Origin of the sequence: Streptomyces sp. NPDC014764, assembly GCF_043082785.1 — a bacterium.
GTDB classification, from domain to species: Bacteria; Actinomycetota; Actinomycetes; order Streptomycetales; family Streptomycetaceae; genus Streptomyces; species Streptomyces althioticus.
On sequence record NZ_JBIBXY010000018.1, the window covers coordinates 37,285 to 63,641 of the forward strand.

Genomic DNA, 26,357 nt, shown 5'->3' on the forward strand with positions numbered 1-26,357 from the left:
CGGCGCTCTCCTCAGGATCGGCCGCAGGGTGCGGCGTGGGGGGTGTCCTGCCGGTCGGGGACGTACTTGTAGCCGACGGACCGGACGGTCACGATGCGGTGGCGGTGGGCGGCGCCCAGCTTGCGGCGCAGGCGTGCGACGTGGACGTCGACGGTCCGGCCGTCGCCGACGTGGTGGTAGCCCCAGACGGCCGCCACCAGCGTCTCGCGCGACTGCACGAGGTGCGGCCGCCGCACAAGGTGCGCCAGCAGCTCGAACTCCAAGTACGTCAGGTCGAGTTCACGCCCGTCGACCTCGGCGGTGCGGCGCGCGGTGTCGATCCGGACGGCGTCGTCCGCCGGCTGCCGCACGGGCGGCGCGGTCGCGCCGGCGGTCACGTCCGCGGTCATGCCGGCGGCCACCGGGCGGAACTCGGGCCGCGGCCGGTCCTTCACGAACAGGTCCAGGGGATCGGTGCCCTGGGGGACCAGCAGGAGGTAGCCGACGAGCCCCGGGGGCGCGGGGTCCTCGCCGTCGTGCCGCACCCCGTCGGCCACCAGGTGGAGGCGGCGCGTGTCGGGCAGCGGGCGGAGCGAGGCGGTCGGGTGCGGCAGTGCCGTGGTCATGGAGGCGTCAGTCCCTCGGGAAAGGAGTCTGGTCCCGGCGGACGCGGGGGTGGTGCGTCGAAGCCGGGAAGGGGCCGGAGTGCGCGGCCGGTGTGCGGGCCGTGCGTTCAGGCGCGACGGCAGGCGGCGCTGACGACGTGACCGAAGTCGACATGCCGACGACGTACGAGTCGCTGCTGCACAGGGGACATGTCCCTCATGCTGCGCACCCCCCGTGAACACCGTCAAGCTTTTCCTAGTGAATCTGTAGGAAAAGAGGGGAGTGTCTCACATGCTGAGCGCGCGGAGCCGGTCGGCGGGGCCGGAGCGCCTTCGAAGCCGACCCGGGCCGACGTCAGCGCCGACGGCGGGGCGAGCCGGTGCTCGGTCCCTGCCGGGGCGCCCCCGGGGGGCGAAGGCTCCCGCACCGCCGCTCTCACATGGTGAGACGCTCGGGTGGGAGGGTCGTCGGTCCTCTTGACGCGGGCGGGCCCTGCCTCGAGACTCCCGACGGGAATCCTAGTGAATCAGTAGGGAATGCGATGGGCCGTGCAGCTCCTGACCTCGGCGGGGACACCGTGCGTGTCGCCCTCGGTCGGCTGCCCCTGCTGACGTCCCGGCGGCACATCGACCTCGCGCGCGTGTGCGGCGCGACGGGCTCCGCGGACGACGCCGTCCCCACGCCCCTCTGACGCCCCCTCTTCTCTCGCCCTTTCCGTCCCCGACACCGCATCCCGGCCGCCCCGACGGCCCCTCCGGTGCGCCGTGCCACGCCCGTACGCCCGTCACCGAGCACCCTGGGAGACGTATGTCCGCCTCGACCCCGACCGTCGCCGTGCCGCCGTTCCGGGGCAGGATCGGCGACGACCCGCGCAGCGGGTACTACGCCACGCCCCACCGCTACCGCCTCCACCTGTCGCTCACGTGTCCGCACGCTCTCCAGATCGCGGTCACCCACAGCCTCCTCGGCCTCGGGGACGTCCTCCCCGTGACGCTGCTGCCCGCCGTGCCCGACGCCCCCGACGGCGGGCACCGGGCGCTGCGCCCGCTGTACGAGGCGAGTGCGCACCTCCACCCGGGCCCGGCCCTCGCGCCGGTCCTCCACGACAACTGGACCGGGACCGTCGTCAGCACCCACGCCCCGGACATCGTCCGGGACCTGGCCCGGCGGTTCGGCGGACGCGGGACCTGTCTGCTCCCGCGCGACGCCGACGAGGCGTACGCCGCCGTCGAACGGCTCTGCGAGCAGGGCGTCGACGCGACCGCCCAGCGGGCCGGGCTGCACGGCGGCGACCGCGCGGAACGCGACGCCGCGCTCGCCACGCTGCTCAGCGCCCTGGACGTGCTGGAACTGCGGCTCGCCTCCCAGGAGTACGTCCTCGGCGACGAACTCACTCTTGCCGACGTGCGGTTGTGGGTCACATTGGTGCAGCTGGACACCGTGCACCGGCACCACCTGGACGCGTCGGCGGTGCACCGCATCACCGGACATCCGCGGCTGTTGGCCTACGCCCGGCGGCTCACCGCGCATCCCGCCTTCGGCCCGCACCTCGACCTGGACGGCATCGCCCGCCGGCACCACGCCCACTGCCGGGGTGCGGAGGCGGCGGGCGCGGCGGTGCCGATCATGGACTGGCCGGCGTACGTCGGCCGGAGGGCGCCGGAACCGACCCGCCGTTCCGTGTGACGCAGCGCGTGCTTCAGGCGGCGCGGCGCTCCCCGGCCCTCCGCCCGGGACACCCGTGCCGCCTCCTCCGTCGCAGCCCGGGCCGCCTCCGGGAGGGGTGGAGAGCCGTGGGGTCCTGGGCGCGAGCCGGGGGGAGGACGGCCGGGCTCGGCGCGTACGGTCCCGCGACCCCCGAAGGCGTCCGGCGCGGGAAGCCGGACGCGCCTGTGGACGCCGGAACCGGTACGCGTACCGCCGCCGGGGGTGTGTCCGGCTCGTCCGGAGCCTCCGACGGACCGGTGGAGGTCCCCTCGGCGGCGCGTGACAGCAGGACCACGCCCCACGCCGCGAGGCCGGCGCCGACCAGGCCGAACACCGCGCCGGACGCGCCGCCCCGGAGGTGCTCGCCGAGCAGGCCCAGGCCGATCACCGCCGCCGCCAGCGGGTTGGCGAGCGTGACCATCGCCAACGGGGCCCCGAGGCCGCCCCGGTACGCGGTCTGCGCGAGGAGGAGGCCCCCGGCCGAGAAGACGGCGACCAGCAGCGCCACCCCGATCACGCGCACGTCGAGCAGCGGGCCGGTGCGGTCGGTCACCGCGACCGTCACCGTCTGCGTCAGCGCGGAGGCGATCCCCGACGCGATGCCCGACGCCGTGGCGTGACGGAGACCGGGACGGCTGCCGGGCCACGACAGCAGGCCGATCAGTGACGCCGTAGCGCCCGCGACGGCCAGCGCCTCGGGCACGCTCAGCACGTCGTCCGGCGCCGGTCCGGACGCCGCCGCGAGGAGCGCCGCCAGACCGGCCAGGGTCAGGGCAGTGCCCCGCCACTCCACCGCGCTCACCGGCCGCCCCGCCATCCGCGCTCCCAGCGGCACCGCGGCGACCAGGGTGAGCGCGCCCAGCGGCTGGACCACCGTCAGCGGGCCGTACTTCAGTGCCACGACGTGCAGCAGCGCGGCCGCCGCGTTCAGGGCGACCGCGCCCCACCACGCGCCGCTGCCCAGCAGCCGCAGCGCCCCGGGGCCGGAGTCGCGGGTGGCCAGCCGCGCCTGTGTCACGGCGGCGAAGGCGTAGGCGACGGCCGACACCAGGGAGAGCAGGACCGCCATCAGCAGGGCGCTCATCGGCCCGCCCCCACGAGTGCGCCCGGACGCCTCGGCCGGGGGACCGGCGCCGGCGCGGGGGCGCGGCGCGGTCGGCGTACCACCGCGAGCGTGAGACCGAGCAGGGCCGCCGCCGCGAGCGCGTCCAGCCAGAAGTGGTTCGCCGTTCCGACGATCACCAGCAGGGTCACCAGCGGGTGCAGCAGCCACAGCCACCGCCACGCCGTCCGGGTCACGGCGATCAGGCCGATCGCCACCATCAGCGCCCAGCCGAAGTGCAGCGACGGCATCGCCGCGAACTGGTTCGACAACTGGTCGGCGTCGGGCGGTCCGTAGACCGACGGCCCGTACAGTCGCGCCGTGTCCACCAGGCCCGTCGCCGGGAGCAGCCGGGGCGGGGCCAGCGGGTACGCCAGGTGCAGCACCAGCGCCGCCGCGGTGACCGCCGCCAGCGCGCGCCGGGCCCAGACGTAGTGTCCGGGGCGGCGCAGGTGGAGCCAGACCAGGAAGGCCGCGGTGGCGGGGAAGTGGACGGCCGCGTAGTAGGTGTTGGCGAGCTGGACGAGCGTGTCGCCGTGCAGCAGTGAGGACTGCACCGCGCCCTCCCCGGGGAGGTGCAGCGCCCGCTCCAGGTCCCAGATCTCCCGGCCGTTGCGGTACGCCTGGGCGGTGTGGCCGGCCGCGAGCTGCCGGCCCAGCTTGTAGACGAGGAACAGGCCCGCCACCAGCAGGAGTTCGCGCAACAGCGGCGGCCGGTCGCGGGTACGGGGTCCCGGTGGTACGGGTTCGGGTTCCTCGCGCGCGTGCATGCCCCCGGTCCCTTCGCTGACGGTGGTGCGTGTCGTGATGCAGGCGGAGCTGCTGACTCGGGGACCGGGTCCAGCTCATCGGTGCGGACCATGATCGATACGCGAACGTACCGATACGGATCCGTACCGATACGCCAGTGTACCGATACGGTCGTGTACCGGTACACTCGAGTACCGATTGCGTACGACACACTCCGTCGAGGGAGAGGGAGCCGAACCGATGACGTCGCAGGACGCGGACCGACCGGGACCGGCCGGTGCCTCGCGCCGCTCGAAGATCACGCCTGAGCGGGAGCGGGAGTTCTTCGACGCCGTACTGGAGCAGATCCGGACGTGCGGGTACGACGCCGTCACCATGGAGGGCGTCGCCGCCAGCACGCGGTGCAGCAAGTCCACCCTCTACCGGCAGTGGCGGACCAAGCCGCAGTTCGTCGCCGCCGCCCTCCGGTCGAGCGCACGGGCGCGGTTCGCTCTCATCGACACCGGCACCCTCGCCGGGGACCTGCGGGAGGCCGCGCGCTGCGCGGGGGAGTGGTCGCCCGAGGACGCCACGCTGTTCCAGGCGCTCGGGCACGCGGTTCTCCAGGACCGTGAGCTGGCGCAGGCGCTGCGGGAGGCGCTGATCGACCCGGAGATCGCCGCGCTGAACGAGATCCTGCGGCGGGGTGTCGAGCGCGGGGAGGTCGACGCGGACAACCCGGCCCTGGAGTACATCCCGGCACAGATCTTCGGGGTGCTGCGGGTCAGGCCCGTGCTCGAGGGGCGCAACGCGGACCCGGACTACGTGCTCCGCTTCGTCGAGGCGGCGGTGCTGCCGGCGCTCGGACTGCAATGAGACCCGGGCCCCGCCGGTCATGGGGACGACCGGACGGAGGCCCGAGCGCGCCGCACCGTGGGGACGGGGGCGGCGCACCACCCGGCCGGGTGGGACACCTCTTGAGCGGAGGGGTGCCCCACCCGGCCGTACTACGTCGGACCCGGCGGCCCGTCAGACGTCCTGCCCGTTGCCGCGGCCGCCCTCGGCCACCTCGATGCCCTCGGTGATCTCGTCCAGGATCTTCTGCTGCTGGTCGGTGTCCACGCCGAAGCGGACGACCACGATCTGGTCGGGGCGGGAGGGGGACGGGAACGCGAGGGACTGCACGAAACCGTCCGACCCCTCCTGCGTCGACGCCTTCCAGCGGACCAGGTACCCCTTCTGCCCGGCAACGGTCACCGCCTTCGACGCCAGCACGTCGTGCGAGGTGATCCGCCCGTACGCCTCGCCGCCGTAGCTCTCCTCCGCGTTCGCCGCGATGTCCGCCTTCGCGACCTCCTCGGCGGTGTCACCGCGCGTGCCGAGCACCACGGCAGGCGCCGAGTACGCGCCGCCCTTGACGCAGGTCTTCGAGGTGTCGCCGGGGCAGTCGTACGACTTCTTCGACGTGAGAGCGGCGCCGACCTGCAACTCCTCGCCGTACCACCCGTCGGGCACGGGCAGACTGATCCCGCTCAGCGAGTCGGTCACGGCGCCGCTCTCGACGCGACGCGGTTCGTCGCCGCCGCCGTCGCCCTCGCGATCGGGAGCGTCGTCCTCCGGCGCGCCGGGCTGCTGAGAGGTGGCGGTACTCCGCCCCCCGCCGTCGTCGGTGAGGGCGTACACCCCCACCCCGATACTCGCCAGGACGGCGGCGGCCACGGTGACGGCTATCCCGATCCGCAGCCGGCGCCCGCGCGGGGGAGGGGGCGTGGCGGGGTAGCCGGGGTAGCCGGGGTGACCGGGAATCCCGCCGCCCAGGGTCTCCACGGGCCCCCAGCTCCCACCTTGCCCCGCACCGGGCGCGTCGTGCCCCGCACCGGGCACGCCGTACCCGGGCCCGGCGCCCCAGCCACCGGTCACCTGCCCCGGCGCGGCCTGCCCGCCGGCGGCCGGGTCTCCGGCCCCTTGCACCGGGTCGATCCGGCCGCCGCCCTGACCCGCGGCCGCCTCTCCGGCGTCGAGCCGGCCCTCGGTCCCCCGACCGGCATCGGCCTGCTGCCCGTCCGTCTGCGTCGCGTCGGCCTGACCGGCGGCCGTCGACCCCGCATCGGCCCGGCCGTCGACAGCTCGCCCCGCTTCCGCCCGCCCGGCAGGGGCGTCGTCCGCATCAACCTGCCCTGCGGCGGTGTGCCCCGTGCCTGCCGGCCCCGCGGCACCGGCGCGCCCGGCGCCCGCCTCTCCCGCATCCGCCCGCCCCGCGGGGCCGTCGTCTCCGGCGCGCTGCCCGGGAGCCCCGTCCGCCCGCCCCGCGGCGGCACCCGCGTCCGGCGTCGCCGGAGCGGCCGTACCCGTCCTCCGGACACGCGCCGTCCAGGCCGTGCCGTCCCACCACCGCTCCGTCGGCGGGCCGTCGTGCTTCTGTCCGGGGTCCGGGTACCACCCGGCGGGAGTCACCTGCGTCATGTTCCCACCGTATGAGGCGTCGGTGAAAGGCGGATGAGAGAGTCCGCGGTCGAGGCGGAGCGGCCCTTTACCGGTACGGCGCGTGCGCCGTCAACGGGTCGGAAGAGGACAGGTGTTGACCGACAGGTCCCTGGTGAGGGGCGGACCGCGTCGACTCGCGGCGACCGGTGTCACTCGTCACGGCAACACGTGGCGCGACCGGGCTCCGCTCGGCCGGGCGGAGGACTACGCTCGGGTCCCGTACGTCATTCGGGCGACTCGGGGAGGTAGCGGGATGACGGAGGTACGGCCCCCGGCGGCACCCTCGGCCGCCCTGTGGGAGCGCGACGAGGAACTCGCCGCCATCGCGGAGGCCGTCGACGTCCTGTGCGCCGACCGCCACTCGCCCGGCACCCTGCTGGTGCTGCGCGGCGAGGCGGGTCTCGGCAAGACCGCCCTGCTCGCCGAGACCCGCCGCATCGCCGAACGGCGCGGCTGCACCGTCTGGTCCGCCCGCGGCGGCGAGACCCTGCGCACCGTGCCGTTCAACGTGGTGCGCCAACTCCTCCAGCCCGCCCTGGTGTCGATGCTGCCGGAGGAGGCCCGCGAGTACCTGGGCGACTGGTACGGCATCGCCGGCCCCGCCCTCGGCATAGCCGACCCCGGCGAGGGACAGGCCGACCCGCAGGGTGTGTGCGAAGGTCTGGTCGCCGCGGTCCGCCGGCTGGCCCGCCGCGACTGGCCGCTGGTGCTGCTCGTCGACGACGCCCACTGGGCCGACCAGGAGACCCTGTACTGGCTCGCCGTGTTCGCCGAACGCCTCGCCGACCTGTCGGTGCTGGTCGTCGTCGCCCGCCGCCCCGGCGAGATCACCGGGGTGAGCGCCCGTCACCTGGACGCCGTCGCCGAGGCGGCCGGACGCCCCGTCACCAACCTCAGCGCCCTCACCCCCGAGGCGGCGACCGGACTCACCCGCGCCGCGCTCGGGGAGAACGCGGACGCCGCGTTCTGCCGCGAGGTGTGGGCCGTCACAGGAGGCAACCCGTACGAGACGGTCGAGCTCCTCGCCAAGGTGCAGGACACCGAGCTGGACCCGGTCGAGGCCCACGCGGGCGAACTGCGTGAGCTGAACCGCTCCGCCCGCGGCGGCGGCCTCGTCGCCCGCCTGGAGGAACTCGGCATAGACGCCACCCGGTTCGCCTGGGCGGCCGCCATCCTCGGCGACGGCATCACGGTCGACCTGGTGGCCCAGCTCGCCACGCTCGGCCCCGACGAGGCGGTCCGCTGCGCCGAACGCCTCCGCGGCGCCCGCATCCTGACGGTGCGCGACCCGGCGTCCGCCGGACCCGCCGAGCTGGAGTTCGTGCACCCGCTGATCGCGACCGCCGTCTACAACTCCGTCCCGGACGCCCTGCGCCGCGCCATGCACGGCATCGCGGCCCGTATCGTCACCGACTCCGGGCGCGGCGCCGCCGCGGCCGCCCGGCACCTCCTCGAGGTCCACCCGGACGACGACGAGGAACTCGTCTGGCAGCTGCGCGAGGCCGCCCGCGAACACCTCGCCGTCGGCGCGCCGGACGCCGCCCGCCGCTGCCTGGAACGAGCCCTGGAGGAGCCGCCCCGCCCCGAGGTGCACGCGCACGTCCTCCACGAACTGGGCTGCGCCACCTTCCTCACCGCGCCCGCCCGCACCATCGGCCATCTGCGCACCGCTCTCGGCATGCCCGGCCTGGACGGCGACCGGCGGGTGGACGCCGTGATCCGCCTCTCCCAGGCACTGCTGCACAACGACCAGATGGAGGAAGCCGTCCGCACGGTCGAGGCGGAGGCCGCGAGGATGCCGCCAGGACCGACCCGGATGCGGCTCCAGGCCGTGCAGTTCATGTGGGAGGGCGTGCACGCCGGCGAGTCCCTCACCCCCGGCCGCTCCGAACGCCTCGCCGAGCTCGCCGCCACCTGCACCGGCCGCGACAACGCCGAGCGCGCGCTGCTCATCCTGCGCGGCTTCGACGCCATGATGCGCGGCGAGAACGCCGAGGAGATCGCCGAGATCTGCGACCGCGCCCTGGTCAACGGCCGCCTCGCCCCCGGCCTCGGCTGGACGGACGGCGAGTGGGGCGTCGAACTGCTGCTGATGCTGGCCGGCTCGTACGCCTACACCGACCGACTCGACCGCGCCGAAGCCCTCTACAGCGAGGCGCTCCAGGCGTACGACACGGCAGGCTGGGGCGGTGGCCACCTGGTCCTCGCCCACGCCTACGTCGGTCTCGCCCACCGCAGGCGCGGCAGACTGGAGGCGGCGGAGAACTCCCTGCGCGAGTCGCTGCGCCTCGCCGAACGCGTCGGCCGGGGACTGCCGTTGTACTGGACGGCCACCTGCAACCTCGTCGACACGCTACTCGCCCGCGGCCACGTCGAGGAGGCGTGGGCCATGGCCGAACGGCACGGGTTCGCGCCGCCCTACCCGTCCACCGTCGTGCTGCCCGACCCGCGCTCCGTGCGCGGCCGGCTGCTGCTCGCCGTGGGCCGCACCAAGGAGGGCGTCAACGAACTGGAGGCGGCGGAGAAGGCCGCCGCCGCGCGCGGCCACCTCAACCCGGTGCACGTCTTCGCCGCCGCCGACCTGGCCCGCGCCCTCGCCACCGAGGATCCCGCCCGAGCGGCCCGGCTCGCCGTCGACGTCCGCCGCCGCGCCGAACGTCTCGGCACGGACACGGCGATAGGAGAGGCGCTGAGGGTGGCGGCCGCCCTGGACACCGGGCAGCGCGCGGTCCGTCTCGCGGGTCAGGCGGTCACCTACCTGGAGTCCTCGCCCTGCCAGTACGAGCACGCCGCCGCCCGCATCGAGTACGGCGTCCTCGCCCGTTCCCTGCCCGACCTGGAGCGGGGAGAGGCGCTGGCCCGCTCCTGCGGCGCGGACGGCCTGGCGGAGCGGGCCCGCGCCGAACTGGCCACGGGTGTCGGACGCCGCTAGGGCCCGTCACGCACTGGGCGCGTGCTGCGTCTGCCGGCCGTCTGCCGGCGTCGCCTCGGCCGCCCGGCCTCCCGGGTGCCGCAGAGCGCAGAAGTAGCCGATGCCGAGGGCGATCGCCATGCCGTAGAAGACCCACTGGTTGGCCTCGGCGAAGTCCATGCGGATCGCGGGCATCGCCTCCCGCATCGCCGTCGCCGTCGCGTCGCCGCCGGTGGGCGTGCGCTCGTCCGCGTGGCCGGTGACGGCCTCGGTGATGTCGCGGGCGACGGACGGCCGCGCGTCCGGCGGGACGCCGCTGCCGCGGAGAGTCTCGGTGACCCGGTCGGTCATCGTGTGCGTCAGAACCGTGCCGAACACGGCCAGGCCCACGCTCGCCGCGTAGTTGCGGACCGTCTGCGTGATGCCCGTGACCTCACCGTAAGAGGCGTCGATCGCGCGGTTGACGGCTTCCGTCGAGGCCGGCGCCAGGATGAACCCGATGCCCGCGCCCGCCAGCGCGACGTAGGGCCACTGGTCGTGCATGGAGAGGTCGGTGAGCTTGCCTGCCCAGAGGGCGAAGCCGGCGGCGCCGACGGCACAGCCGAGCCGCAGGGCCGGACGGGGACCCTGCTTGTCGAGGATGCGTCCACCCCACTGGGAGGCGAGGGCGAACCCGGCGAAGAAGTACAGCAGGTACAGCGCGGCCTGGTTGGGCGAGGCGCTGAGGGAGACCTGGGCGTAGACCGAGGCGAAGAAGAAGACGGGGACGAACGCCAGCATGGCGAAGAAGAGCACCAGCGCGTCCACGGTGAAGGCGCGGCTGCGGAAGACGGCCAGGTCGACCAGGGGGTGCTGCTGGCGCAGTTCGTAACGGCAGAACACGGCGAGCACGGCGAGGCCGCCCGCGATGCACAGCCAGGTCCACGCGCTGTCCCAGCCCCACGCCGACGCCTGCTGGAAGCCGAGGACGCTCAGACCCATGCCGGCGACGATCAGCAGGGCGCCCGTGACGTCCAGCGGCTCCTTGCGTCGCCGGTCGGAGATCCGGGCGAGCACGGTGAGGACCAGCGCGACGACCGCGACGGGGACGTTCACCCAGAAGACCGCGCGCCAGGTCCAGGCCGTCAACCAGCCGCCGAGCAGCGGCCCCAGGGCCGTCAGGGCGCCGGTGAGGCCGAAGAAGAGGGCGAGGGCGCGGCCCCGCCGCTCCACGGGGAACACCGCGACGACCACGGCGAGCGCGGCGGGGAAGAGCAGCGCGGCGCCGAGGCCCTGGGTGGCGCGGAAGACGACGAGCCAGGGCAGCGCGTAGCCGTCGTCGGGCACGCAGCCGCACAGCACCGAGGAGACGACGAAGACCACGGTGCCCGCGATGACGACCCGGCGCGGACCCCAGAGATCGGCGAGGCGCCCGCCGAGAGCGAAGAAGGCCGCCAGGGACAGCAGATAGGCGTTGATCACCCACTGCATGCCCGAGGCGGACAGGCCGAGTTCCGACACGATGTCGGGGGCGGCGATCGACACGATCGTCTGGTCGATGAAGGTCATCGCCACCGCGCACATCATCGCCGCGAGCGCCAGCGGCTGGGAGGCGGCGTCGTGACCGGCACGCGGGGTGCTCCCGCCCGGTTCGGTAGGCCTTCCACTCACGCGTCCACTCTGCGCCCGTCGGATCGGCGGTGCATCCGGAGACGGCCACGCGGGCGCGGGCCGACCACCGCTAGCTCTCGTCCTCCTCGTCGAGCACCCGTTGCGCGACGGCGAACGCCGTGTTGGCCGCCGGGACCCCGCAGTAGACGGCCGTCTGCAGCAGCACCGCGCCGATCTCCTCCGGAGTCAGCCCGTTGCGCCGGGCCGCCCGCACGTGCAGCGCCAGCTCCTCTTGATGGCCGCGTGCCACCAGCGCGGTCAGCGTGACCATGCTGCGCTCACGGCGGGTGAGTGTCGGGTCGGTCCAGATCTCGCCCCAGGCGTAGCGGGAGATGAGGTCCTGGAAGCGGGCGGCGAACGGTGTCTGACGGGCCTGTGCCCGGTCCACGTGCGCGTCCCCCAGGACCTCACGGCGCACGGCCGTCCCGAGGCCGGCGTGCCCTCGCAGGTGCGCCCGCAGCGCCGTGAGGACGGCCTCCGGACACTGCGCGACCGCCAGGTGCGAGGCGCCGGGGATCTCCACGAGGGAGGCGTCCGGCACCGCGTCCGCGATCTCCCGCAGATGCGCGGGCGGCGTCGCCGGGTCGTCCCGGCCGGCCACGGCGAGCGTCGGCACGGGGACCCCCGCCAGCCGGCCCCGCAGATCGAACACGGCGAGGGCGTCGCAGCAGGCCGCGTACGCGCCCGGATCGGCGTCCCGGTGGTCCCGCACCAGCCGCGGCACGGTGAACCCGGGGGTGAACCAGCGGGCGTCGGCGTTCGCGGCCAGGTCCGCGAGCCCCCCGCCCCGTACCGTGGCCGCCCGCTCCCGCCATTGCTCCGGGGCGCCGAAGCGGGCGGAGGAGCAGATCACGGCCAGGGACGACAGCCGGTGCGGATGGTGCACCGCGAGATGCAGCCCCACCGCCCCGCCGAGGGAGACACCCGCGTAGGCGAACCGCTCGACGCCCAGCGCGTCGGCGAGCGCCAGCACCAGGTCCGCCAGGTCGCCCACGGTCGCGCCGGGACCGACGAGCCCGGGGTCCGCCCCGCCGTGGCCGGGCAGGTTCCAGCGCACGGTGCGGTGGGTGACGGCAAGCTCCGGCGCCACCGCGTCCCACAGCGCGTAGGAGGTGCCGAGGGAGGGCCCGAGGAACAGCGGAGGCGCCGAGGCGGGGCCCTCGACACGGTGGTCGAGCAGGGTGTCGGTCAACGCCGCTCCAGTGCACGGTCGGTGAGGAGACCGGCGGCTCCGGCGCAGCGTACGGGATCGGTCAGCGCGTCGAGATCCATGCCCCGCAACTCCGGCTGGGCGGAGAGGAGTTCGACCAGAGGGCGGCCCTCGGCGCGGGCGCGCCGGGCGGTCTCCGTGAGCAGCTCCTTCGCCCGCGTCCGGCCCAGCACCGGTGCGAGCGACGCGGCCAGCCACTCCGACAGCACGAGGCCGCCCGTGAGGTCCAGGTTGCGGCGCATGGCCTCCGGGTGCACCCGCAGTCCCTCGGCGAGTTCGGCGGCGTCCCGCGCGGCCCCGCCGACGAGGCGCAGCAGGTCCCTCAGCGGCTCCCACTCCGCGTGCCAGGCCCCGGCGGGCCGCTCGTCCCCGGCGTCCAGCGCGCCGTACAGCGTCGCCGCGAGCTGCGGGGCGCGCCGGGCCGCCGCCGCGATCAGCGTGGCCCGCACCGGGTTGGCCTTGTGGGGCATGGCCGAGGAGCCGCCGCCGCTGCGCTCGGACACCTCCGCGATCTCGGTGCGGGACAGGGTGAGGACGTCCGCCGCGACCTTGCCCAGCGCACCGGCGGTGAACGCCAGGCACCCGGCGAGGTCGGCGACCGGCGTGCGCAGCGTGTGCCACGGCAAGGCGGGTGCGCGCAGCCCGAGTTCACGGCCGTAGGCGGCGGGCGGCGCGGTCGAGTCCTCGGCGCCGTACGCGGTGAACGCGGCCAGGGTTCCGGCCGCACCGCCGAGTTGGGCGGGCAGCGCGTCCCGGACCGCCGTCGCCCGGTCACGGGCGTCCAGCACCAGAGACCGCCACCCGGCGGCCTTCAGCCCGAACGTCGTCGGCACGGCGTGCTGCGTGAGCGTGCGGCCGGCCATCGGCGTGTCACGGTGCTCGGCGGCCAGTCCGCCCAGCGCCCGCGCGCAGCACTCCAGATCGGGGAGGACCACCGCGAGCACGCGGCGGGCGACCAGCATCGTCGCCGTGTCCATGATGTCCTGACTGGTCGCCCCCCGGTGCACGTACGGACCGTGCTCCTCACCCACCGCCCGGGTCAGGTCCGCGACCAGCGGGACGACCGGGTTGCCGCTCTCCCGGGCGCGCACGGTGAGCGAGGCGAGGTCGAAGCGGCGCGGGTCGGCGGCCTCCGTCACCGCCGAGGCGGCCGCCTCCGGGGCGAGCCCCAGCGCGGCCTGGGCCCGGGTCAGGGCGGCCTCCGCGTCGAGCAGGGCCCGCAGATACGCGGCGTCCCCGGTCTCCTCGGTGGCCGCGGAGGCGGCCCGGCCCGGGGCGAGCAGCCCGGTGTCTGCTGCGGCTGCTGTCACGGGAACTCCAGGAAGACGGTCTCGTCCTCGCCTTGGAGGCGGATGTCGAAACGGTACGTGCCGGAGCCCTCCTCGCCCGCGACCAGCGTGTCGCGCCGCTCCCGCTCCAGCCGCGCGAGCAGCGGATCCCCGTCCAGCGCCGTCGCGTCGCCCGGAAGGTAGATCCGGGTGTACAGGTGGACGAGCAGACCGCGCGCGAAGACGCACACGCTCAGATACGGCGCGTTCCGTCCGCGCGCGCCGGGGCGCAGGGTGCGGACGTACCAGTGGCCGTCGGCGTCGGTCTGGATGCGCCCGAAGCCGGTGAACTCCACGCCGTTGCGGCCCGCGTACCCTCCGCTCGCCGGGTCGCGCCGCATCGAGCCGTCGACGCGCGGCATCTCCCCGTGCGGGTCCGGCCCCCACACCTCCAGCAGCGCGTCGGGCACCGGCCGCCCCGCGCCGTCGTACACGTACCCGTGCACGGTGACCGTGTCCGGATGGGCCGGCGGGGCGACGTCCTCGCCGCCGGGGAAGGGCAGCGCGTAGCCGTAGAAGGGGCCGACGGTGTGCGAGGGGGTGGGCGGCAGATGTCCCGTGCCGCCGGTGCCGAGTTGCGTCATGACGGCCGGCGCCCTTCCTCGGCCCAGGTGGCCCTCGGCCCGTCGAGCACGATGTCCCAGCGGTGACCGAGGGAGAACTCCGGCACGGACAGGTCGTGGTCGTAGGCGGCGATCAGCCGCCGGCGCGCCGCGTCGTCGGTGACCGACTGCAGGATCGGGTCGTAGCGGAACAGCGGGTCGTCCGGGAAGTACATCTGCGTCACCAGCCGCTGGGTGAACGCGGAGCCGAAGACGGAGAAGTGGATGTGCGCCGGTCGCCAGGCGTTGACGTGGTTGCGCCACGGGTAGGGGCCCGGGCGGATCGTGGTGAACCGGTAGCGACCGTCGGCGTCGGTGAGGGTGCGGCCCACGCCGGTGAAGTTCGGGTCGAGCGGCGCGTCGTGCTGCTCGTTGCGATGGGCGTACCGTCCGGCCGCGTTGGCCTGCCATATCTCCACGAGCTGGCCGCGTACCGGACGTCCTTCCCGGTCCAGCAGCCGCCCGGAGACGGTGATGCGCTCGCCGATCGGCTCCCCGGTGTGCTGCCGGGTCAGGTCGCTGTCGGTCTCGGTGACGTCCCGCTCCCCGAAGGCGGGGGACGACAGCTCCACCAGCTCCGGGTCCCGCGACACGTCGACCGCGACCGGCGGGCGTTTGGGGTGCCGCAGCGCCGAGGACCGGTAGGGCGCGTAGTCACGGCGCGGATGGTGCTCGACGGGCGCGCCCCCGTCGACGCGCTCCCGGTACGCAGCGCGCCGCGCGGCGATCTCCCGGTCGATGCCGGCCTGCGTGAGCGCGTCGGCCACGACAGCCCCTCCCCGAGGGTCGGTCCACCTGGAAACGGTCAGCGCACTGAGTATTGGGTGGGGTGACTCCCATGTCCAGTACTGTTCCGCATCGCCAGACCCTCAGTACGCGGACGACCTTCGGGAGCGCGCATGGCCGCCGTGGACCTCACCACCCACCCCGGGCACCTGGCCCGCCGGCTGCAGCAGGCGCACCATCTGCTGTGGACCAGCATGGTCTCCGAGGAGACGACCTCCCCGCAGTACGCCGTCCTCAACACGCTCGTCGCCGAACCGGGACTCGACCAGCGCACCGTGGGGGAGCGGGTCGGGCTGGACCGCTCCACGATCGCCGAGGTCGTCGGCCGGCTGCTGCGCCGCGGCCTGCTCGACAAGGTGCGCGACCCGGGCGACGGGCGGCGGTCCCTGCTGCGGGTCACCGGCGAGGGGGCCCGCGTCCACCGCAAGCTGACGGTGCGCACCGCGCGCATGAACCAGGTGCTCCTCGCCCCCCTCGGCCCCGACGAGCGAGATGTGTTCATCGACCTGATCCGGCGGGTGGCCGACGCCGCCGAGACGCTCCGCGACCCGGACCGGCCCGCCGCCGCGCGCTGACGCGGACGCTCAGCGCGCGGACGTCAGCAGGACCCACACCGGTCCCGGCGCGACGTTCACCGGGTCGCCGTCCGGCGTGGTGAGGGACGTGCCGTCCTCGGCGGCCGGGCGGCTCCAGGACGCCGGGTGGGCGCGCCCGTCGCGCAGTACCGTCGCCTTCCCCGACCCCACCGTCTCCGTGTACGGCGTGTTGTTGCCGAGGAAGTCGCGGAAGCCGGACCGGCGCACGGTCACGTCCTGGACGACCACCGTGGCCGCCGTCAGCCGGTCGCCGTCCCGGGTGGTCGCGGGGGAGCCGTCCATCGACACCTGCCAGCGCCCGTCGGCGTCCGACCAGGTGAAGGTGAAGCGGGCCGCCGGGAAGCGCACGGTGACCTCCTCCTCGGGCGTCCCGCCGGAGGGTGCGGGACCCTCGTGGAAGCCGGTGGTCAGCGCGGACTCGCCGGGCGGGTCCTCCAGGACCCGGTCCGGGCGCAGGAACAGGTTGTGCGGCGCCGCCCGGGCGGGGTCCCGGTCGAAGGCGCCGGCCTCGGACGCGGGGTCCACGGGGGTGAGCGGCGCCTCGTCGATCAGCGGCAGCAGCTTGCTCTGGGCGCCGGAGAAGGCGAGCAGCGGCTCGTCGAACTGGCGGAGCAGCTCCAGGTCGGACTCGCGGGCGCTGCGGACCGGCCCCACCGACTCGGGCAGCCGGGTGGCGTACACCGCCATCAGCCGGCTCAGCCCGCCCTCCACCTGCTCGACGTAGACCACGTCGGCCGCGTCGAGGCCGGACTGGGGCCGGGCGGCGGGCGCGTTGTCGATCTTCACGGCCAGGGCGGGAGGGGCCGCCCCGTCCCGCGTGGCGGTGGGTGACTCCCGTGTTCCGCGTCCGTCGTCCCCGTCGCCGCCCGACGTGCATCCCGCCGCCAGTCCTGCCGCCAGCACGGCGGCCAGCAGTACTCCGGCCCGCCTGCCGCCGCGCCGTCGCCGTGCCCCTCGTTCCGTGCCCACCGTCGCCACCGGCCGTCCTCAGTCATCCGTTGATTCGATTGTGCGCTTTTCCGATCGTCTACGCCGCTGGCCGAGCAGCCGGGATTCCGCGCGGTGGAGTCCGCCGATCGGCCCAGCGATCGGCGGTTCGGCGGCCGGCGCCTCGGGTACCCGGACGCAACCGCACGGGCGGCGCACGGACCCGCACGGCGTGACACACCGGCCGGCACGGAGGGAGCAGGCGGCGATGAAGGCACTGACCTGGCAGGGGAAGCGGGACGTACGGGTCGAGACCGTCCCCGATCCCAAGATCGAGGAGCCGACGGACGCGATCATCCGCATCACCTCCAGCGGCCTGTGCGGATCCGACCTGCACCTGTACGAGGTGCTCACCCCGTTCATGACCCCCGGCGACATCCTCGGGCACGAACCGATGGGCATCGTGGAGGAGGTCGGCGCGGCCGTCCCCGACCTCCAGGTCGGCGACCGGGTCGTCGTGCCCTTCCAGATCGCCTGCGGCAACTGCTGGATGTGCCTGACCGGGCTGCCCACCCAGTGCGAGACCACACAGGTCACCGCCGAGGGCATGGGCGCGGCCCTGTTCGGCTACACCCGGCTGTACGGCGCGGTGCCCGGCGCCCAGGCCGAGTACCTGCGGGTGCCGCAGGCCCAGTACGGCCCCATCAAGGTGCCGGAGGGCCCGGCGGACGACCGCTTCGTCTACCTCTCCGACGTGCTGCCCACCGCCTGGCAGGCCGTCGCCTACGCCGAGGTCCCCAAGGGCGGCAGCGTCGCGGTGCTCGGCCTCGGCCCCATCGGCGACATGGCCTGCCGGATCGCCCAGGTCCAGGGCGCAGGGCGGGTGTTCGGCGTGGACCTGGTCCCGGAACGGCTGCGGCGGGCCAAGGCGCGCGGTGTGGAGACCTTCGACCTGCGCTCCTTCGACGACGAGAAGGAACTCGTCGAGGCGATCCGCGACCAGACCGACGGCCGGGGCCCCGACGCCGTGATCGACGCCGTCGGCACCGAGGCGCACGGCAGCGCGGCGGCCCGCATGGTGCAGAACGCCTCGGCGCTGCTGCCCCGCAAGATCAGCGGCCCGATGGCGGAACGCTTCAGCGTCGACCGGCTCGCCGCCCTCTACACCGCCATCGACCTGGTACGCCGCGGGGGCACCATCTCGCTGTCCGGCGTCTACGGCGGCATGGCGGACCCGATGCCCATGCTGACCCTGTTCGACAAGCAGGTGCAGATGCGCATGGGCCAGGCCAACGTGCGCCGCTGGAGCGACGAGATCATCCCCTACCTCACCGACGAGGACCCGCTGGGCGTCGACGACTTCGCGACCCACCGCGTGTCCCTGGCCGAGGCCCCCGAGGCCTACGACATGTTCCAGAAGAAGCGGGACGGCGCGGTCAAGGTGCTGTTCCAGCCCTGACCGGCGGCCCCTCCGCTCACGGCCCGCCGAGGATCTCGGCGAGGTCGTAGCGGACCGGCTCCTCCAGTTGCGCGTACGTGCAGCTCTCCGGGGTGCGGTCGGGGCGCCAGCGGCGGAAACGGGCAGTGTGCCGGAAGCGCTGCCCGTTCTCCATGTGGTCGTACGCGACCTCCGCCACCCGCTCCGGCCGCAGCGGCACCCACGACAGGTCCTTCTTGCCCGTCCAGCGGCTCGGGGCGCCGGGCAGCCGCGCCGACGCGTGCGCCGCCTCGTCCGCCCAGGCCGCCCACGGATGGTCCGACACGTCCTCCAGCCGCAGCGGCTCGAGCTCCTCCACCAGCTCGGCCCGCCGTTTCATCGGGAAGGCGGCCGACACGCCCACGTGCTGGAGGGCGCCCTGAGCGTCGTACAGACCGAGGAGCAGCGAGCCCACCACCGGGCCGCTCTTGTGCAGCCGGTACCCGGCGACCACCACGTCCGCCGTGCGCTCGTGCTTGATCTTGAACATGGCCCTCTCGTCCTGCCGGTACGGCAGGTCGAGAGGCTTGGCCACCACCCCGTCCAGACCCGCCCCCTCGTACTGCTCGAACCAGCCCTGCGCCACCTCGACGTCCGTGGTCGCCGGCGCCACGTGCACCGGCGGGGTGACGTCCCGCAGCGCCCGCACCAGCAGCTTCCGCCGGTCGGTGAGCGGCACGTCCAGCAGCGACTCGTCCGCGAGGGCCAACAGGTCGAACGCCACGAACGACGCCGGGGTCCGCTCGGCGAGCGTCCGCACCCGGGAGTCCGCGGGATGGATGCGCTCGGTCAGCGCGTCGAAGTCCAGGTGCCCTTCGCGGGCGACGACGATCTCCCCGTCCACCACGCACCGCTCGGGCAGCCGCTCCCGCAGCGCCTCGACCAGCTCGGGGAAGTAACGGGTGAGCGGCTTGCCCGTACGGCTGCCCAGCTCCACCTCGTCGCCGTCCCGGAACACGATCGCCCGGAAGCCGTCCCACTTCGCCTCGTACTGCATACCCGGCGGGATCTTCGCCACCGACTTGGCGAGCATCGGCTTGACGGGCGGCATCACCGGGAGGTCCATGGCTCGACTGTAAGGACGGACACGGTGCTCCGCGCCTCGAGACGCGGCATCGTCGCGGCCTGCGGCGCCTTGTCGTGGGCCGGGCGCGGCCCCTCGGTGGCAAGTCGCGCGGTTCCCCGCGCCCCTTCGGGGCGCCGGGGCGGTCGCGCTCGGTGTGCGGGCCCGGGTCCCCGCGCCTACCGTGGCCGCATGGGTGATGCGGTGGAGCTGGAGGTCGCCGGCCGGACGGTGCGGCTGTCCAGCCCGGACAAGGTGTTCTTCCCGGAGCGCGGCTACACCAAGCTGGACGTCGCCCGCTACTACCAGGCGGTCGCCCCCGGCATCCTGCGCGCCCTGCGCGAACGCCCCACCACCCTCCAGCGCTACCCGGACGGCGTCGAGGGCGAGTGGTTCTACCAGAAGCGCGCCCCCAAGAGCATGCCCGACTGGATCCCCACCGCCCACATCACCTTCCCCAGCGGGCGCAGCGCCGACGAGATGTGTCCCACCGAGGAGGGCGCCGTGGTGTGGGCGGCCCAGTACGGCACGCTCACCTTCCACCCCTGGCCGGTGCGCCGCACGGACGTCGACCACCCCGACGAACTGCGCATCGATCTCGACCCGCAGCCCGGCACCGACTACGACGACGCGGCCCGCGCCGCCCGTGAACTGCGCGCCGTCCTCGACGAGTACGGACTGCGCGGCTGGCCCAAGACATCCGGCGGCCGCGGACTGCACGTCTTCGTGCCGATCGAGCCCCGCTGGACCTTCACCCAGGTCCGCCGCGCGGCCATCGCCGTGGGCCGTGAGATGGAACGGCGGATGCCGGAGCAGGTGACCATCAAGTGGTGGAAGGAGGAGCGCGGGGAGCGCATCTTCATCGACTACAACCAGACCGCCCGCGACCGCACCATCGCCTCCGCCTACTCGGTCCGGCCCCGCCCGCACGCCCCCGTCTCCGCCCCGCTGCGCTGGGACGAGGTGGGCGTCGCCCATCCGCAGGACTTCGACATCACGACGATGCCCGCGCGCTTCGCCGAACTCGGCGACGTGCACGCGGACATGGACGACCACGCCTTCTCCCTGGAACCCCTGCTGGAGCTGGCCCGCCGCGACGAGCAGGACCACGGCCTCGGCGACCTGCCCTACCCGCCCGAGTACCCGAAGATGCCGGGAGAGCCCAGCCGGGTACAGCCGAGCCGGGCCAGGAAGCCGAAACCCTCGGCCTCCTGACCCGGCCCGCGCATCGGGCGTCCGGTCACAGATCCTTGATCCGCACGTCCCGGTAGGAGATGACGTCCGTCGTGCCGTGCACCTGCAGTCCGATGTAGCCGGAGGCGTACCGCCGCCCGTCCGTGCCCGGGTCGTCCGAGCGCGGCGGGGAGAAGTCCAGACCGCCGATGTTGTCGAACTCGTTGATCAGCACGCCGTTGCGGTAGACCTCGTAGTGCTGGTCCACCACCCGGATCTCGTAGTCGTTCCAGGTGCCCTTCTGCGTCACGCCCGCGCCGGCCAGGCCCACACGGTCGAAGCCGTACACCGAGCCCGTCTTGTACATGTCGCCGGTGGGCGAGTCGAACGCCTGGATCTCGTGCCCGAACTTGATGGCGGCCCACTCGGGCCGGGACTCCTCCGGGTGGTCGTGGATCTGCGGGAACCGCACGAACACGCCGCCGTTGGCGTTGCCGGTGCCCGGGGCGTCGTCACGCCACTGGAGCTTCAGCGAGAAGTCGCCGTACTTGCGCTCCGGGAACCACAGCATGCCGAGTCCGTCCCGGGTGGTGCCCGAGGTGATCGACCCGTCCGGGTTCAGGCTGAAGGAACCTCCGCCCACCTGCTCCCACTTGGCGAACGACGCCTCGGTTCCGTCCAGGATGGCGCGGTACCCCTCGGTCTGGCCGGGCGTGCCGATACCGGACTGCTTGGCCGCCTGGTTGACCGCCCGGTACTCGCGCCGGTCGACGACCCCTTCCTTCCTCAGCGCGTCCGTCACCGTCCTGACGTGCTTCAGGAACAGCGCCTGCGAGGTCCACTCCTTCTCGTCCTCGATCAGCTCACCGATCCGGCAGCGGTTGTTGGTGACGCGGTTCGGCACGCCCGAGTCGACGGTGCCGACGATCACCGTCAGCCGCTCGTCGTACTCGGGGCAGGGCGGCGCCGGCACCCCGCCGGACACCACCGTGAAGCTCACCGTGAGCGGCTCGGAGGTGTTGCCGGCCTCGTCGGTGGCCCGGTAGGCGAGCGTGTGCCGGCCCGCCCGGTCCACGATCACGGGCGCGGTGTATGCCAGGTACGGCCCGGCGTCGAGCGAGTACTCGACGCGTGCCACACCGGACCCGCCGTGCCCGTCGTCGGCGCTGACCGTCACCGTGGCGCGGCCGACGTAGGCGCCGTCGGAGTTCTTCGTGCCCTGCACGGTGACACCGGTGGTGGGCGGGGTGGTGTCCTGCGGGGGAGCGGCGACGACCGTGAACTCCACGCTCTTCCCCGCCGCGGCGTTGCCCGCCTTGTCGGTGGCCCGGTAGCGGACGGTGTGGGTGCCCGCCTCGTGCACCATCACCGGACCGGAGTACGGCTGCCAGGCGCCGTCCGCGCCGAGCGCGTACTCGATGGTGTTGACGCCTGAGCCGGTGTCGGACGCGGTGACGGTGACCGTCGCCATGTCGATGTAGTGGCCGTCGGCGTTCTTCTCGCCGTCCACGGTCGCCGAGGTCTCCGGCGGCGTGGTGTCGTCCGTCGGCGGCGCGACGACGGTGAACTCGACGCTCTTCTCCTCCGACACGTTGCCCGCCTTGTCCAGGGCGCGGTAGCGGAGGGTGTGCGTGCCGACCTGGTCGACCACGACCGGGGCGGTGTACGGCTGCCAGGTGTCGTCGTCACCGAGCGCGTACTCGATCCGGTCGACGCCCGACCCCTCGTCCGTGGCCTCGAGGGTCACGCTCGCGGACCCGACGAACTCGCCCTGGCCGTTCTGCGTGCCGGTCACCTTCGCCGTGGCCTCCGGCGCGGTGGTGTCCTCGCCGCCGCCCTCGGTGACCGTCAGCACGCCCTGCATCGACCCGTGGCCGGGGATGGTGCAGTGGTAGAAGTACCTGCCCGGAGTGAGCGTCACCTCGGCGGTGTGCCGGCCGCCCTGCGCGTCGGACGGGTTGGCCAGGATGTTCAGCTGGACGTCGCTGTTGTACTCCGGGTCGGAGGTGGCGAACGTCAGGGTGTGCGGCATGCCGGTGGTGTTGCCGGTGGCCTCACTGTTCTCGAAGACGATCGTCGCGGGACCGGCCACCGCGGTGGCCGGCGCGGACAGGTACTTGTCGATGTCGTTGCCGGCGGTCCAGGTGAGAACCTGGGCCGCCGCGCGGCCGCCCTCGGCCTTCGGCTGCCCGGCGGCGGGCAGCGCCTGGAGGCCGAGCACCATCATCAGGCCCGCCAGCAGCGCGGCCCACACTCTCGGTCGTCGTGTCACTGCGTCCCCCTCGCCAGCCGGCCGGCGGCCGGGGTCGGCCCGCCGCCCGTGTAGGTGACGCGCCACAGCGCGGACTTGGCGTCGGAGGTGAAGAACCCGCGCCCGTAGTCCAGCACGTACAGCGCACCGTCCGGGCCGAACGTCCAGCCCATCAGGTTCTTGATGCCGTCGTTGCCGACCGGCACGATCTTCTTCAGGGACTCCGAGTGCACCGGCAGACCGCCGTCGCCCTGCGTCCTCGGGTCCATCAGCACGGCGTTGCGCGGCTGGTCGGCGTCGTAGAAGTCGCCGACGAACCACTTGCCGTCCCAGTACGCGGGCCACTTGACGTCACTGGAGTTCGTGTCGTCGTAGCGGTAGACCGGGCCGTTCATCGCGGCCTGCCCGCCGCCCTTGAGCCAGGGCAGCCGGTACGTCGCCTCGTCCTGCTCGTAGGAGGGGACGCCGTTCTCGTCGCGCGGGAAGTCCGGGCCGCCGCCCTGCGGCGAGTACCAGATGTTGTTGCCGGTCACCGGCGGCAGGTTGACCAGGCCGTCGTTGTTCGGCGACTCGTTCTTCGGGTGGTCGCAGTCGTACCAGCCCAGCGGCTTGGACGGGTCGGGCAGGTTGCGGTCCCGGTAGGGCTGCTTGTTGCCCATGCAGTACGGCCAGCCGCGGTTCGACGCCTTGGTGATGACGGCGAAGGTGTCGTACTTGGCCGGTCCCCAGGTCGCCGACGGGGCGCCCGCATCGGGGCCGACCCAGCCGGCGTAGAGGACGTCGGTCTCCTTGTCGACCGAGATCCGCGCCGGATTGCGCACGCCCATCACGTAGATCTCGCCGCGGGTCTTGCCGCCGCCCTCGTCGGTCTCCCTGCCCGTGAACAGGTTGCCCTCGGGGAGGGTGTACGTGCCGTCCGGCTCCGGGTGGATGCGCAGGATCTTGCCGTTGAGGTTGTTGGTGTTGCCGGCGGTACGGCGCGCGTCGGCGAAGGACACGCCCTTGTAGTTGGGCTGCGGGTTGTTGCCCGAGTAACCGTCGCTGAAGCCGCTGGAGTTGTTGTCACCGGTGGCGATGTACAGGTTGCCCTTGGAGTCCCAGGCCATCCCGCCGCCCGCGTGGCAGCAGCTGTGGATCTGCACCGGCCACTCCAGCAGCACCTTCTCGCTCCCCGGGTCCAGCTTGTTCGTGGCGTGGTCGAGAGTGAAGCGGGAGACCCGCCGATCGGCCATGCGCGTGTCCCGGTCGATCCCCGAGTGCGGCGTCCAGTGCAGGTACACCCACCCGTTCCGCGCGAACTGCGGGTCGAGTTCGATGCCGAGCAGGCCCTCCTCGACCTTGGTCAGCTCGTCGCCGCCGCCCTTGTTGCCGAAGACGGTGAGCGCTCCGGCGAGCGTGACCTTCTCGGTCCCGGGGTCGTAGACGTGGATCTCGCCCGTGCCCTTGCCGACATCCGGGTCGTTCCAGTCGGTGACGACCGGCTGCGATGCGTCGGCGCCGCCCCGGCCGATGTAGAACACGCGGCCGTCGGGCGCGGTGACCAGACCGTGCGGTTCGCCGATCTGGTCGTTCTGCCCGGGCTGGTTGGGCTGCGTGAGCCGCTCCGCCTTGTAGTTGCCGGTGATGGTCGCCTTGCAGTCGGCCCGCACCAGGCGGGTGGTCCACAGCAGGGCGCCGCGCAGATGCTCGCGGAAGTCGGTCTCGTCGTAGGACGACACCGTGCCGCCCATGCCGGTGTAGAAGGAGCGGCCGCCGTCGTAGTCACGGCACCAGCTGACCGGGTGGTCCCAGCCGTTGGCGCCGGTGCCGGGCCGGTAGGTCGACTCGCGCACCCGGGCGACGGTGTGGACGTCGCCGGACGGGTTCTTGACCCAGTTCAGCCACTTGTCGGGCCGTTTCCACTCCATCGGCAGGCTCTTGGTGGCCGGGTGCACCCGGTCGCCGATCTCCACGGTCGCCCGCTGCACCGTGGCCTGCCCCGCGGCGGGCCGGGCGCCGATCAGACCGGTGAACCAGTCCGAGTACGGCTCCGCGCGGGCCGCGTCGTGCAGACCGACGAACCCGCCGCCGGCCTCCATGTACGCCTCGAGACCCGCCTCCTGCTCCGGGTCGAGGACGTCCCCGCCGCCGGTGAGGAACACGATCGTGTTGAAGCGGCTCAGCTTCTTGTCGTTGGTGAAGACCGACGGGTTGCCGGTGGCGGTCACCGTGAAGCGCTGGTTCTCCGGGCCGGTCTGGCCGATCCGCTCGATCGCCGCGATCCCGGCGTTCACCAGAGGTGACTCGTCACCGCCGGCCGCCGAGCCGTGGAACAACAGCACACGTACGTCGGCGCCGCCGGGGGGCGACGTGATGGACATCGTTGTCAGGGACGGATCCGGGGCCGTGCGCGCGCTGGCGGCGGGACCCGACAGCAGGCCGGCGGCGACGACACCGGCGGCCACGGTGGCGGCCCAGGCGCGTCGTCTCGTTCTCGTCCTTCGTGCGTTCGAGGTGCTCGTTGTGCTCAACCCGCTCATGTACGGGGGTTCTTGATGCGATGTGGACCGCACGCGGCCACCCACCCTCCTCGGTCGCAGCAACAGCGACAAGGAAGCTAGACCTCTTTGCGTCAGACGCCAATACCTATCGCAGCAAAGAAACGAACTTTGTCCTGAGTGTGGATAAACCCTGGGGTGGCCGCTACGGTTTCACAGGTTCATGACAGCCAAATGGGGAGTTCGGCATGGACAGACGCGGTTTCAACCGACGGGTACTCCTGGGCGGCGCCGCGGTGGCGACGACATCGTTGTCCACCGCATCCGAGGCCGCGAGCGCCGCCGCGACGGCGAGAACCGCGCCCGCCGGGGGCGAGGTGCGCCGGATCAAGATGTACGCCGAACGCCTGGACGGCGGGCAGATGGGCTACGGCTTCGAGAAGGGCAAGGCGACGATCCCCGGCCCGCTCATCGAGCTCAACGAGGGCGACACCCTGCACATCGAGTTCGAGAACACCATGGACGTCCCCGTCAGCCTGCACGTCCACGGAGTCGACTACGAGATCTCCAGCGACGGCACCCAGCAGAACAAGAGCGCCGTCGAGCCCGGCGGCACCCGCACCTACACCTGGCGCACCCACAGGCCCGGCCGGCGCGAGGACGGCACCTGGCGGGCGGGCAGCGCCGGTTACTGGCACTACCACGACCACGTCGTCGGCACCGTGCACGGCACCGGCGGCATCCGCAACGGGCTCTACGGCCCGGTCGTCGTGCGCCGCAAGGGCGACATCCTGCCGGACGCCACCCACACCATCGTCTTCAACGACATGACGATCAACAACAAGCCGGCGCACACCGGGCCCGACTTCGAGGCCACCGTGGGCGACCGGGTCGAGATCGTCATGATCACGCACGGCGAGTACTACCACACCTTCCACATGCACGGTCACCGCTGGGCGGACAACCGCACCGGCATCCTCACCGGGCCCGACGACCCCACCCGGGTCGTCGACACCAAGATCTGCGGGCCCGCCGACTCCTTCGGATTCCAGGTGATCGCGGGGGAGGGGGTGGGCGCGGGCGCCTGGATGTACCACTGCCACGTCCAGAGTCACTCCGACATGGGCATGGTCGGCCTGTTCCTGGTCAAGAAACCGGACGGAACCATCCCCGGCTACGACCCGCACGAACACGCCCACACCGCTTCCTCGGAAGAGAAGTCCGGGCACGCGCACTGACGGACGGCCCGCACGCGGCGAGAGCGCTCTCGCCGCCGGGCCGGTCGGGGCTATCCTTTCG

The 26,357-nt window shown here is 73.5% G+C and carries 21 protein-coding genes and 1 pseudogene; 8 read left to right on the top strand and 14 right to left on the bottom strand.

All coding sequences use genetic code 11. The features are described 5' to 3' along the window. Nucleotides 1-11: 11 nt before the first annotated feature. Nucleotides 12-605, bottom strand: coding sequence for a winged helix-turn-helix domain-containing protein (locus tag ACF1AG_RS29225; RefSeq protein ID WP_391810642.1), 594 nt, complete (start codon nucleotides 603-605; stop codon nucleotides 12-14). Between the two features lie 521 nt (nucleotides 606-1,126). Between ACF1AG_RS29225 and ACF1AG_RS29230 the strand changes: the two genes are divergently transcribed. Next, nucleotides 1,127-1,276, top strand: a complete 150-nt coding sequence (locus ACF1AG_RS29230) for a hypothetical protein (protein ID WP_387797462.1) — start codon at nucleotides 1,127-1,129, stop codon at nucleotides 1,274-1,276. A gap of 116 nt (nucleotides 1,277-1,392) precedes the next feature. Continuing rightward, nucleotides 1,393-2,271, top strand: a complete 879-nt coding sequence (locus ACF1AG_RS29235) for a glutathione S-transferase C-terminal domain-containing protein (RefSeq protein WP_391810643.1) — start codon at nucleotides 1,393-1,395, stop codon at nucleotides 2,269-2,271. Nucleotides 2,272-2,284: 13 nt separating this feature from the next. Here the strand turns inward: ACF1AG_RS29235 and ACF1AG_RS29240 are convergent, their stop codons facing one another. Continuing rightward, nucleotides 2,285-3,376, bottom strand: a complete 1,092-nt coding sequence (locus ACF1AG_RS29240; protein WP_391810644.1) for a hypothetical protein — start codon at nucleotides 3,374-3,376, stop codon at nucleotides 2,285-2,287. Beyond that, entirely contained in the window at nucleotides 3,373-4,164 is a 792-nt protein-coding gene (locus ACF1AG_RS29245; RefSeq protein WP_391810645.1) for a phosphatase PAP2 family protein, read from the bottom strand. Before ACF1AG_RS29245 ends, ACF1AG_RS29240 begins: the two co-directional genes overlap by 4 nt. 220 nt (nucleotides 4,165-4,384) lie before the next feature. Between ACF1AG_RS29245 and ACF1AG_RS29250 the strand changes: the two genes are divergently transcribed. Further along, entirely contained in the window at nucleotides 4,385-4,999 is a 615-nt protein-coding gene (locus tag ACF1AG_RS29250; protein WP_387797467.1) for a TetR/AcrR family transcriptional regulator C-terminal ligand-binding domain-containing protein, read from the top strand. Nucleotides 5,000-5,152: 153 nt separating this feature from the next. Here ACF1AG_RS29250 and ACF1AG_RS29255 read toward each other — a convergent pair whose 3' ends face one another. Both ACF1AG_RS29255 and ACF1AG_RS29260 read right to left on the bottom strand, forming a co-directional pair. Continuing rightward, nucleotides 5,153-6,103 carry a hypothetical protein gene (locus tag ACF1AG_RS29255; protein ID WP_391810674.1) on the bottom strand — a complete coding sequence of 317 codons (951 nt, stop codon included), beginning with the start codon at nucleotides 6,101-6,103 and terminating at the stop codon, nucleotides 5,153-5,155. 363 nt (nucleotides 6,104-6,466) lie between these two features. Next, nucleotides 6,467-6,586, bottom strand: a pseudogene (locus ACF1AG_RS29260) (DUF2510 domain-containing protein); the annotation flags it as partial. Nucleotides 6,587-6,860: 274 nt separating this feature from the next. Here ACF1AG_RS29260 and ACF1AG_RS29265 point away from each other — a divergent pair. Beyond that, entirely contained in the window at nucleotides 6,861-9,539 is a 2,679-nt protein-coding gene (locus tag ACF1AG_RS29265; RefSeq protein ID WP_391810646.1) for an ATP-binding protein, read from the top strand. 6 nt (nucleotides 9,540-9,545) lie between these two features. On the opposite strand, the gene ACF1AG_RS29270 is transcribed toward ACF1AG_RS29265, so the two are convergent. The 5 genes from ACF1AG_RS29270 to pcaH all read right to left on the bottom strand — a co-directional run bounded on the left by ACF1AG_RS29270 (nucleotide 9,546) and on the right by pcaH (nucleotide 15,075). Then, complete coding sequence (locus ACF1AG_RS29270) at nucleotides 9,546-11,084, bottom strand: MFS transporter (protein ID WP_391810675.1); 1,539 nt, start codon at nucleotides 11,082-11,084, stop codon at nucleotides 9,546-9,548. A 154-nt stretch (nucleotides 11,085-11,238) separates the two neighbouring features. Continuing rightward, on the bottom strand, nucleotides 11,239-12,360 hold the full coding sequence (gene pcaC / locus ACF1AG_RS29275; protein ID WP_391810647.1) for a 4-carboxymuconolactone decarboxylase: 1,122 nt from the start codon (nucleotides 12,358-12,360) through the stop codon (nucleotides 11,239-11,241). Then, complete coding sequence (gene pcaB / locus ACF1AG_RS29280) at nucleotides 12,357-13,688, bottom strand: 3-carboxy-cis,cis-muconate cycloisomerase (protein ID WP_391810648.1); 1,332 nt, start codon at nucleotides 13,686-13,688, stop codon at nucleotides 12,357-12,359. The genes pcaC and pcaB overlap by 4 nt, the downstream gene beginning before the upstream one ends. Continuing rightward, on the bottom strand, nucleotides 13,685-14,290 hold the full coding sequence (gene pcaG, locus ACF1AG_RS29285) for a protocatechuate 3,4-dioxygenase subunit alpha (RefSeq protein ID WP_391810649.1): 606 nt from the start codon (nucleotides 14,288-14,290) through the stop codon (nucleotides 13,685-13,687). Before pcaG ends, pcaB begins: the two co-directional genes overlap by 4 nt. Next, a complete protein-coding gene (gene pcaH / locus ACF1AG_RS29290; RefSeq protein WP_391810650.1) occupies nucleotides 14,287-15,075 on the bottom strand; it encodes a protocatechuate 3,4-dioxygenase subunit beta in 789 nt (262 codons plus the stop codon). Before pcaH ends, pcaG begins: the two co-directional genes overlap by 4 nt. A 132-nt stretch (nucleotides 15,076-15,207) precedes the next feature. On the opposite strand from pcaH, the gene ACF1AG_RS29295 reads away from it, so the two are divergent. Beyond that, complete coding sequence (locus tag ACF1AG_RS29295) at nucleotides 15,208-15,669, top strand: MarR family winged helix-turn-helix transcriptional regulator (protein ID WP_387797473.1); 462 nt, start codon at nucleotides 15,208-15,210, stop codon at nucleotides 15,667-15,669. Between the two features lie 9 nt (nucleotides 15,670-15,678). Here the strand turns inward: ACF1AG_RS29295 and ACF1AG_RS29300 are convergent, their stop codons facing one another. After that, the gene (locus ACF1AG_RS29300) at nucleotides 15,679-16,668 is read right to left on the bottom strand and encodes a DUF3048 domain-containing protein (RefSeq protein ID WP_391810651.1); all 990 of its coding nucleotides are present in this window, start codon (nucleotides 16,666-16,668) and stop codon (nucleotides 15,679-15,681) included. A gap of 217 nt (nucleotides 16,669-16,885) precedes the next feature. On the opposite strand from ACF1AG_RS29300, the gene ACF1AG_RS29305 reads away from it, so the two are divergent. After that, nucleotides 16,886-18,076 (top strand): zinc-dependent alcohol dehydrogenase, encoded by a 1,191-nt coding sequence (locus ACF1AG_RS29305; RefSeq protein ID WP_387797477.1) that lies wholly within the window; start codon nucleotides 16,886-16,888, stop codon nucleotides 18,074-18,076. 16 nt (nucleotides 18,077-18,092) lie between these two features. Here the strand turns inward: ACF1AG_RS29305 and ACF1AG_RS29310 are convergent, their stop codons facing one another. Next, nucleotides 18,093-19,160 carry an ATP-dependent DNA ligase gene (locus tag ACF1AG_RS29310; RefSeq protein ID WP_387797478.1) on the bottom strand — a complete coding sequence of 356 codons (1,068 nt, stop codon included), beginning with the start codon at nucleotides 19,158-19,160 and terminating at the stop codon, nucleotides 18,093-18,095. Between the two features lie 189 nt (nucleotides 19,161-19,349). Here ACF1AG_RS29310 and ligD point away from each other — a divergent pair, with 189 nt between their 5' ends. Next, nucleotides 19,350-20,372, top strand: a complete 1,023-nt coding sequence (ligD, locus tag ACF1AG_RS29315) for a non-homologous end-joining DNA ligase (protein ID WP_391810652.1) — start codon at nucleotides 19,350-19,352, stop codon at nucleotides 20,370-20,372. Between the two features lie 25 nt (nucleotides 20,373-20,397). Here the strand turns inward: ligD and ACF1AG_RS29320 are convergent, their stop codons facing one another. After that, nucleotides 20,398-22,584 (bottom strand): OmpL47-type beta-barrel domain-containing protein, encoded by a 2,187-nt coding sequence (locus ACF1AG_RS29320; RefSeq protein WP_391810676.1) that lies wholly within the window; start codon nucleotides 22,582-22,584, stop codon nucleotides 20,398-20,400. 14 nt (nucleotides 22,585-22,598) lie between these two features. Further along, on the bottom strand, nucleotides 22,599-25,100 hold the full coding sequence (locus ACF1AG_RS29325) for a ThuA domain-containing protein (protein WP_391810653.1): 2,502 nt from the start codon (nucleotides 25,098-25,100) through the stop codon (nucleotides 22,599-22,601). 206 nt (nucleotides 25,101-25,306) lie between these two features. On the opposite strand from ACF1AG_RS29325, the gene ACF1AG_RS29330 reads away from it, so the two are divergent. Next, on the top strand, nucleotides 25,307-26,296 hold the full coding sequence (locus tag ACF1AG_RS29330; RefSeq protein WP_391810654.1) for a multicopper oxidase domain-containing protein: 990 nt from the start codon (nucleotides 25,307-25,309) through the stop codon (nucleotides 26,294-26,296). The last annotated feature ends 61 nt before the right edge of the window (nucleotides 26,297-26,357 follow it).

Excerpts from the sequence above, each read along its gene's own strand:
- ACF1AG_RS29225 (WP_391810642.1), bottom strand. The coding sequence starts at position 605 with ATGACCACGGCACTGCCGCACCCGACCGCCTCGCTCCGCCCGCTGCCC.
- ACF1AG_RS29230 (WP_387797462.1), top strand. The coding sequence starts at position 1,127 with ATGGGCCGTGCAGCTCCTGACCTCGGCGGGGACACCGTGCGTGTCGCC.
- ACF1AG_RS29235 (WP_391810643.1), top strand. The coding sequence starts at position 1,393 with ATGTCCGCCTCGACCCCGACCGTCGCCGTGCCGCCGTTCCGGGGCAGG.
- ACF1AG_RS29240 (WP_391810644.1), bottom strand. The coding sequence starts at position 3,376 with ATGAGCGCCCTGCTGATGGCGGTCCTGCTCTCCCTGGTGTCGGCCGTC.
- ACF1AG_RS29245 (WP_391810645.1), bottom strand. The coding sequence starts at position 4,164 with ATGCACGCGCGCGAGGAACCCGAACCCGTACCACCGGGACCCCGTACC.
- ACF1AG_RS29250 (WP_387797467.1), top strand. The coding sequence starts at position 4,385 with ATGACGTCGCAGGACGCGGACCGACCGGGACCGGCCGGTGCCTCGCGC.
- ACF1AG_RS29265 (WP_391810646.1), top strand. The coding sequence starts at position 6,861 with ATGACGGAGGTACGGCCCCCGGCGGCACCCTCGGCCGCCCTGTGGGAG.
- ACF1AG_RS29270 (WP_391810675.1), bottom strand. The coding sequence starts at position 11,084 with ATGATGTGCGCGGTGGCGATGACCTTCATCGACCAGACGATCGTGTCG.
- pcaG (WP_391810649.1), bottom strand. The coding sequence starts at position 14,290 with ATGACGCAACTCGGCACCGGCGGCACGGGACATCTGCCGCCCACCCCC.
- ACF1AG_RS29295 (WP_387797473.1), top strand. The coding sequence starts at position 15,208 with ATGGCCGCCGTGGACCTCACCACCCACCCCGGGCACCTGGCCCGCCGG.
- ACF1AG_RS29305 (WP_387797477.1), top strand. The coding sequence starts at position 16,886 with ATGAAGGCACTGACCTGGCAGGGGAAGCGGGACGTACGGGTCGAGACC.
- ACF1AG_RS29310 (WP_387797478.1), bottom strand. The coding sequence starts at position 19,160 with ATGGACCTCCCGGTGATGCCGCCCGTCAAGCCGATGCTCGCCAAGTCG.
- ligD (WP_391810652.1), top strand. The coding sequence starts at position 19,350 with ATGGGTGATGCGGTGGAGCTGGAGGTCGCCGGCCGGACGGTGCGGCTG.
- ACF1AG_RS29325 (WP_391810653.1), bottom strand. The coding sequence starts at position 25,100 with ATGAGCGGGTTGAGCACAACGAGCACCTCGAACGCACGAAGGACGAGA.
- ACF1AG_RS29330 (WP_391810654.1), top strand. The coding sequence starts at position 25,307 with ATGGACAGACGCGGTTTCAACCGACGGGTACTCCTGGGCGGCGCCGCG.